Source organism: Flavobacterium sp. (assembly GCF_023151265.1).
GTDB lineage: Bacteria > Bacteroidota > Bacteroidia > Flavobacteriales > Flavobacteriaceae > Flavobacterium.
This window is the reverse complement of sequence record NZ_JAKLJH010000010.1, coordinates 21,103-28,955: the sequence shown is the minus strand read 5'-3', so window position 1 is coordinate 28,955 and position 7,853 is coordinate 21,103. Positions and strand designations below refer to the sequence as shown.

The 7,853-nt window shown below is 33.1% G+C and carries 7 protein-coding genes; 4 read left to right on the top strand and 3 right to left on the bottom strand.

Going from position 1 to position 7,853, the window contains the following annotated elements; all coding sequences use genetic code 11:
• The 3 genes from L6Q46_RS02040 to panC form a co-directional block, all read right to left on the bottom strand.
• The coding region (locus tag L6Q46_RS02040; protein WP_291282885.1) for a lysylphosphatidylglycerol synthase transmembrane domain-containing protein at window positions 1–460 on the bottom strand (460 nt) is incomplete at its 3' end.
• A gap of 1 nt (window position 461) precedes the next feature.
• Window positions 462–812 carry an aspartate 1-decarboxylase gene (gene panD, locus L6Q46_RS02035; RefSeq protein WP_008255780.1) on the bottom strand — a complete coding sequence of 117 codons (351 nt, stop codon included), beginning with the start codon at window positions 810–812 and terminating at the stop codon, window positions 462–464.
• A gap of 13 nt (window positions 813–825) precedes the next feature.
• Complete coding sequence (gene panC, locus L6Q46_RS02030) at window positions 826–1,674, bottom strand: pantoate--beta-alanine ligase (RefSeq protein ID WP_291282884.1); 849 nt, start codon at window positions 1,672–1,674, stop codon at window positions 826–828.
• A gap of 107 nt (window positions 1,675–1,781) precedes the next feature.
• On the opposite strand from panC, the gene L6Q46_RS02025 reads away from it, so the two are divergent.
• The 4 genes from L6Q46_RS02025 to atpD all read left to right on the top strand — a co-directional run bounded on the left by L6Q46_RS02025 (window position 1,782) and on the right by atpD (window position 7,822).
• Window positions 1,782–2,588 (top strand): glycogen/starch synthase, encoded by an 807-nt coding sequence (locus L6Q46_RS02025; protein WP_111566309.1) that lies wholly within the window; start codon window positions 1,782–1,784, stop codon window positions 2,586–2,588.
• Window positions 2,589–2,603: 15 nt separating this feature from the next.
• Window positions 2,604–4,307, top strand: coding sequence for a DUF4270 domain-containing protein (locus L6Q46_RS02020; protein ID WP_291282883.1), 1,704 nt, complete (start codon window positions 2,604–2,606; stop codon window positions 4,305–4,307).
• Window positions 4,308–4,310: 3 nt separating this feature from the next.
• Entirely contained in the window at window positions 4,311–6,158 is a 1,848-nt protein-coding gene (gene glmS, locus L6Q46_RS02015; protein WP_291282882.1) for a glutamine--fructose-6-phosphate transaminase (isomerizing), read from the top strand.
• 152 nt (window positions 6,159–6,310) lie between these two features.
• Window positions 6,311–7,822 (top strand): F0F1 ATP synthase subunit beta, encoded by a 1,512-nt coding sequence (atpD, locus tag L6Q46_RS02010; protein ID WP_291282881.1) that lies wholly within the window; start codon window positions 6,311–6,313, stop codon window positions 7,820–7,822.
• Window positions 7,823–7,853: the final 31 nt, after the last annotated feature.

Genomic DNA, 7,853 nt, shown 5'->3' with positions numbered 1-7,853 from the left:
GGTATTGGTAAATGGTGTCAAATTGCAAAACAAAACCAATAGTTACAAAAAGTAAAAAAATCAACATGTCTACAATTCGTTCGGCTACTATTGTTCCAAATGCTTTATCGAAAGGGACATCTTCATATTTTTTCAACAAAGCGGCTCTTGATACTTCACCAGAGCGAGGAATGGTTAAATTGACCAAATAGGAAACACAAACTGTAAAAAAATCGTTGTGAAATTTAGTATGATATCCTAAGTGTTGTAAAGCAAATTTCCAGCGGTAGGCTCTTGACCAAAATCCGAAAAGCGCTATAAAAAGGGATAAATAAATGTAGAAATAATCAGCTTTTATAAAACTGATTTTAATTTTTTCTAATTCTTCGGGTGTAAGTGTGGAGTATTGATAATAAATTATGCCTAACCCAATAAAAAGTGGGATAGTTAGACTTAAAAATTTTCGAATACTAGCTTTCAAACTAGGTTAAAGAATTATCTTTCTCGTTAGGAAAAACTAAAGTAGGTTTGAACTTTTTAGCCTCTTCAAAGTCCATAATTCCGTAAGAAATGATGATAACGATATCACCACGGTGCACTTTACGAGCTGCAGGTCCGTTTAATGTGATTTCGCCTGTATTTCTTGGTCCTTTGATGGCATACGTTTCTAATCGTTCTCCATTGTTAATGTTAACGATTTGTACTTTTTCACCTTCAATAATGTTAGAAGCTTCCATTAGTGCTTCGTCGATGGTGATACTTCCTATATAATTCAAATCGGCACCCGTTACGGTTACTCTATGAATTTTCGATTTTACTACTTGAATTTGCATGATGCAAAGGTAATTAATTTAGTGAAATATTATCAATTAATCTGATATTCTCAATGAAAATGGCAATAAATCCGCGATATTTTTTGTTGGATTCTTTTTCAGAAACTGGTAAAAGTGTTGCTTCATCGGCGATTTCAAAATATTCTAATTCAAATTCGGGATATTTTTTGAATTCGTTTTCTACAAATTTTATCGTTTCTTCGGCTGAATTCGTTTTGAAAATTTCTTTTGCCAAATTTAATATTTGATAAATAATTGCCGCTTTTTCTCGTGCAGATTCGGAAAGACGTTCGTTTCGTGAACTCATAGCCAATCCATTTGCTTCTCTATGTATTGGGCAACCAATAACTTCAACTGGAATGTTATGTTTTAAAACTAATTTTTTTACAATTTGCAGTTGTTGAAAATCTTTCTCACCAAAATAAGCTTTGTTCGGTTGAACAATTTCGAAAAGACGTTTCACAATAGTTCCTACGCCATCAAAATGTCCTGGTCGGTGTTTTCCTTCCATTTGATTTTCTAAACCATCGTAATCAAAATTTTCTGAAATCGTATTTCCTTCATAAATATCGGCTACTTCTGGGGCATAAACGATGATGTTATCGCTTAAATCTTGCATGATTTGTACATCGCGCTCTAATGTTCTAGGATATTTATCTAAATCTTCAGCGTTGTTAAATTGTGTTGGATTTACAAAAATACTCATTACTGTTACATTGTTTTCATTAAGTGAATTTTTCAGTAATGATAAGTGTCCTTGATGTAATGCTCCCATTGTAGGAACAAATCCAATGGATTTATTTTGTTTGATTAATGGGCTTAAAAAAGCGCTTAAATCGGACTTTTTGTTAAAAATGAGCATTTTCTACTTTGTTATTTCAGGTGCAAACTTACTATTTTAGTAGATAAATCCATAAAATTTTGTAATTTTGCAAGGTTTTTTAAAACATTAATTAACTAGAATACATTATGGAAGACAAGAGGATATTGTATGTATCATCTGAAGTGGTGCCTTATTTAGCTGAAAATGAAGTGTCGTTGCAATCGTATGAAATGCCAAAAATGATTAATGATTTAGGCGGACAGATACGAATTTTTATGCCTAGATACGGTAATATTAACGAAAGAAGACATCAATTACACGAAGTTATTCGTTTATCAGGAATGAATTTGGTGGTAAATGATATGGATATGCCTCTAATTATTAAAGTAGCTTCAATTCCTAAAGAGCGAATTCAGGTTTATTTTATAGATAACGACGAATATTTCAAAAGAAAAGCAACTTTTTCAGATGAAGAAGGTGTTTTATATCCAGATAATGACGAAAGAGCTATTTTCTTCGCAAAAGGAGTAGTTGAAACGGTTAAGAAATTAAATTGGGTTCCAGATGTAATTCATGTTCATGGTTGGATGGCAGCTATGTTGCCAGTTTACTTAAAGCATTATTATAAAGATGAAGGTATTTTTGCAGAAACAAAAATTATTTCTTCGGTTTATGAGCAAGGATTTGAAGGAGAATTAGACAAGGAATTTATCAATAAAGTATTGTTTGATAATATTGAAAAAGAAGCGGTTTCAGATTTAGCTTCGCCAACTTTCGAAAACTTAATGAAAGTTTCTATTGCTCACTCAGATGCAGTAGTAGCGGGTTCTGAAGTGTTGTCTCCAACTTTAACAAAATTTATAGAAAGTTCAAACAAACCTTTTTTACCTTTCGCCTCTAAAGACACAATTAAAGAAGTATATACTTCGTTTATTAAAAATCACGTATTATAAAAGGGTTTTACCGTTATGAAAAAAAGTTTTTTTAAGATATCCTCTCTATTATTTCTATTTATTGTATTAATTTCATGTGATAAGGATTTTAATTCCTTAGATTCAGATGTAATTGGAAATGATCATTTTGATTTAGTAAATGAAGAAGTTTCACTTGTGGCTTATTCAATAGAAACAGGTGCAGTACAGACAAATAATTTGCCATTAAATGCGCTTGGTATTTATAATAATCCAAAATTTGGACTTACAAAAGCTCATTTTGTTACGCAGGTTGAACTAGGAACTGAGAATCCTTCATTTGGTTATAATCCGGTTATTGATTCAGTATATTTATACGTGCCTTATTTTAGTCAACTCAAATCAACTGAAACAAGTGGAGAGCGTATTTATGAATTGGATTCTATTTATGGAAATCCAGAAACAGGAAAATTCAAATTAAGCGTTTTAGAGAATGGTTATTATTTAAGAGATTATGATCCGACAGATAATTTGGAATCTGCTCAAAAGTATTACAGTGATGAAAAAAATTTGATAGATCCCTTTAAAGGAACAGAGCTTTTAAATAATAGTACAAATATAGCTCAAAACGATGAGTTTTATTTTAGTAAAAAAGAACTGTATATTTATAAAACAGATGGTGCTGGCTTGTATATAGATGCAAATGGTGAAGTCTTGTCAAATCAAAATGATGTTTCTTTAAGAGTTATAAAGGAGCGAAAAACTCCAGGAATTTGGTTGGATTTGAAAAACACCTTTTTTCAACAAAAAATTTTAGACGCAACTTCCTCGGGAAATTTGTTTAATAATAATATTTTTAAAAATTATTTTAGAGGTCTGTTGTTTGAAGTGGAGGAAATTACTCCTAATCAAGGAGCTCTAGCAATTTTAGATTTTTCAAAAGCAGAATTTAAGATTATTTATAAATCTTCTGTTACACCCACGACAGGAAATCCAAATCCAGATAGAACAAGAAAGGAGTTTTCTTTGAAAATGGGGTATAATGCGTCTACAACTTTAAGAAATAATAGTGTAAATTTTCTAAATCACACGGCTTCTTCAGATTATTTAGCAGGATTAGATGATTCTAATGAGATTGTTGGAAGTGAGAAATTATACATTAAAGGTGGAGATAATGGTTCAATTGCATTTGTTGACTTATTTGCTAATGGTGAATTAGATGATTTGAGAAATAATATTTCTAATAATAAATGGTTAATAAATGATGCAAAGTTAACATTTTATGTTGACAAGGTTGCTATGCAAGGAGTTCCTGGTTCAAGTGAACCGGAGAGGATATTTATTTATGATGCAACTAATAATTCTGTACTTTTAGATTATACTTTTGATTCTTCTACAGCGGCGAATTTAAAAAACAATAAATTTGTTTTTGGGGGTATTATAGAACGAGAAACAACAGGAGATAAAAAAGGTATAAAGTATACGGTAAGAATTACAGAGCATATTAAAAGAGTTTTAAAGTTAGATGCAAACGGAGATTATTTGAACAATATAAAACTTGGGATTTCGGTGACTGAATCAATTGGTATTTCGTCTTACAGTAATTTTATTAATAGAATTGAAAATCGTTTAGGAAAGTTGCCTTTAGCTTCAATATTAAATCCATTAGGAACTGTTTTATACGGAAATAATGTGGCGCCTGATGATGAAGACAAAAAACTTAAATTGAGTATTTATTTCACTAAACCTAATAACGAATAGTATATGTGTGGAATTGTAGGTTATATTGGTCATAGAGATGCTTATCCAGTTATTATTAAGGGTTTGCACAGATTAGAATATAGAGGTTACGATAGTGCCGGTATTGTTTTATATGACGGAAAAGATTTAAAATTATCAAAAACCAAAGGAAAAGTTTCTGACCTTGAAGCTAAAGCGGAAAGCGAGAAAACGACTGTTGGTAAAATAGGAATGGGACACACACGTTGGGCAACTCACGGAGTTCCTAATGATGTAAATTCACATCCACATTTCTCTAATTCGGGGAAATTAGTGATTATTCATAATGGAATCATTGAAAATTATGAGCCATTAAAACAAGAATTAATCAAAAGAGGTTACACTTTTAAATCGGATACTGATACAGAAGTATTGGTAAACTTGATTGAAGAAGTTAAGAAAAAAGAGAACTGTAAACTAGGAAAAGCAGTTCAAGTTGCATTAAACCAAGTTATTGGTGCTTATGCGATTGCGGTAATTGATGTTGAAAAGCCAGACGAAATTATTGTAGCTCGTCTAGGAAGTCCATTAGCAATTGGAATTGGTGAAGACGAGTTTTTCATCGCATCTGATGCAACTCCATTTATCGAATATACTTCAAACGCTATTTATTTAGAAGATGAAGAAATGGCAATTGTGCGTTTACACAAACCATTAAAAGTTAGAAAAATCAAAGACGATTCATTGGTTGATCCTTACATTCAAGAACTTCAATTAAACTTGGAGCAAATTGAAAAAGGCGGTTATGATCATTTCATGATGAAAGAAATCTATGAACAACCAAGTGTAATCAAAGATACTTATAGAGGAAGACTTTTGGCAAACAAAGGAATTATCCAAATGTCAGGTGTTGAAGATAATTTAGAAAAATTCTTAAACGCAAAACGAATCCTAATTGTTGCTTGTGGAACTTCATGGCACGCAGGATTAGTTGCAGAATATATTATCGAAGAATTTTCAAGAATTCCAGTAGAAGTAGAATACGCATCTGAATTTAGATACAGAAATCCAATCATTAATAAAGACGATGTTGTCATCGCAATTTCACAATCAGGTGAAACGGCGGATACTTTAGCAGCAATCAAACTAGCAAAAGAAAATGGAGCTTTTGTATTCGGAGTTTGTAATGTGGTAGGTTCGTCAATTTCTCGCGAAACGCATGCAGGTGCTTATACACACGCAGGTCCAGAAATTGGAGTAGCTTCTACAAAAGCATTTACTACGCAAATTACTATTCTTACTTTGTTAGCATTACGTTTGGCAAAAGCAAAAGGTACAATGAGCAATTCGGATTACCAACGTTATTTATTGGAATTAGAATTAATGCCTGAGAAAGTGCAAGAAGCTTTATTAACAAATGATGTTGCTAAACAAATTGCCGAAATTTACAAAGATGCAACCAATTGTTTGTACTTGGGTAGAGGTTATAACTTCCCAGTAGCTTTAGAAGGTGCATTAAAATTAAAAGAAATTTCATATATCCATGCAGAAGGGTATCCTGCAGCAGAAATGAAGCACGGACCAATTGCTTTGATTGATGAATCTATGCCAGTAATTGTAATTGCTCCAAACAAAGGGCATTATGATAAAGTGGTAAGTAATATTCAAGAAATAAAATCAAGAAGCGGAAAAATTATTGCCGTAGTTACTAAAGGAGATACACAAGTAAAAGCTTTAGCAGACCACGTTATCGAAATTCCAGAAACAAACGAACCGTTTACACCATTATTAACTACAATTCCGTTACAATTATTGTCGTATCATATTGCGGTTTTAAGAGGTTGTAATGTCGATCAACCTAGGAATTTAGCAAAATCCGTTACTGTAGAATAACATTTTAAAAGCGAAATTGGAAGATTTCGCTTTTTTATTGCAAAAAATTCAAAAAATAAATTGCAAAATTGTTTTAGAAAAAACTATCTTTGCACTCGGAAAAATACATCATTTTTTCAACATTAATTAGCTATTAAATAAATACATAAGCAATGTCTAGAATCACAGGAAAAGTTGCACAAATTATCGGGCCAGTTGTTGACGTCGTTTTCAACGATTCAAATAACGAATTACCTAAAATTTACGATTCATTAGAAATCACTAAAAAAGATGGTACTTTATTAGTACTTGAAGTTCAATCTCACATTGGTGAAAACACTGTTCGTACCATTTCTATGGACTCTACAGATGGTTTGGCAAGAGGAGCAGAAGTAGTTGCTACTGGTGCTGCAATTCAAATGCCAATTGGAGCAGACGTTTTTGGTCGTTTATTTAATGTAATTGGTGATGCAATCGACGGTTTAGGAGATTTACCTAAATCAGGTGCAAATGGTTTACCAATCCACAGACCAGCTCCAAAATTTGAAGACTTATCAACTTCTTCTGAAGTTTTATTTACAGGTATTAAAGTAATCGACCTTATTGAGCCTTATGCAAAAGGAGGTAAAATTGGATTATTTGGTGGTGCTGGAGTAGGTAAAACAGTATTGATTCAGGAGTTGATTAACAATATTGCAAAAGGTCACGGTGGACTTTCTGTATTCGCAGGAGTAGGGGAAAGAACACGTGAAGGAAATGACTTACTTCGTGAGATGTTAGAGTCAGGAATTATCAAATACGGTGAAGAATTCATGCACTCTATGGAAAATGGAGGATGGGATTTATCTAAAGTAGATATGCCAGGAATGAGAGAGTCTAAAGCTACTTTCGTTTTCGGACAAATGAATGAGCCACCTGGAGCTCGTGCTCGTGTAGCACTTTCAGGATTATCTATCGCTGAATATTTCCGTGATGGAGCTGGATCTGACCAAGGTAAAGACGTATTATTCTTCGTTGATAATATCTTCCGTTTTACACAAGCAGGTTCTGAAGTATCGGCTTTATTAGGTCGTATGCCATCTGCAGTAGGTTACCAACCTACATTAGCAACTGAGATGGGTGCTATGCAAGAGCGTATTACTTCAACTAAAAAAGGTTCTATTACATCTGTACAAGCGGTTTACGTTCCTGCGGATGACTTAACTGACCCTGCACCAGCAACAACGTTTGCTCACTTAGATGCAACAACTGTATTGTCTCGTAAAATTGCTGAGTTAGGTATTTATCCAGCGGTAGATCCATTAGATTCTACTTCTCGTATCTTAACTCCAGAAATCTTAGGAAACGAGCATTATGACTGTGCTCAAAGAGTAAAAGAGATTCTTCAAAAATACAAACAATTACAAGATATCATCGCCATCTTAGGTATGGAAGAGTTATCTGAAGAAGATAAATTAGCAGTATCTCGTGCACGTCGTGTACAACGTTTCTTATCTCAACCTTTCCACGTAGCGGAGCAATTTACAGGTATCCCTGGAGTATTGGTTGATATTAAAGAAACTATCAAAGGATTTAACATGATTATGGACGGTGAATTAGATCACTTACCAGAAGCCGCGTTCAACCTTAAAGGTACTATCGAAGAAGCTATCGAAGCTGGACAAAAAATGTTAGCAGAAGCATAATTTAGTGTTCAGTGTTCAGTTTCAGTATTCA

Excerpts from the sequence above, each read along its gene's own strand:
- panD (WP_008255780.1), bottom strand. The coding sequence starts at position 812 with ATGCAAATTCAAGTAGTAAAATCGAAAATTCATAGAGTAACCGTAACG.
- L6Q46_RS02025 (WP_111566309.1), top strand. The coding sequence starts at position 1,782 with ATGGAAGACAAGAGGATATTGTATGTATCATCTGAAGTGGTGCCTTAT.
- glmS (WP_291282882.1), top strand. The coding sequence starts at position 4,311 with ATGTGTGGAATTGTAGGTTATATTGGTCATAGAGATGCTTATCCAGTT.
- atpD (WP_291282881.1), top strand. The coding sequence starts at position 6,311 with ATGTCTAGAATCACAGGAAAAGTTGCACAAATTATCGGGCCAGTTGTT.
- panC (WP_291282884.1), bottom strand. The coding sequence starts at position 1,674 with ATGCTCATTTTTAACAAAAAGTCCGATTTAAGCGCTTTTTTAAGCCCA.
- L6Q46_RS02020 (WP_291282883.1), top strand. The coding sequence starts at position 2,604 with ATGAAAAAAAGTTTTTTTAAGATATCCTCTCTATTATTTCTATTTATT.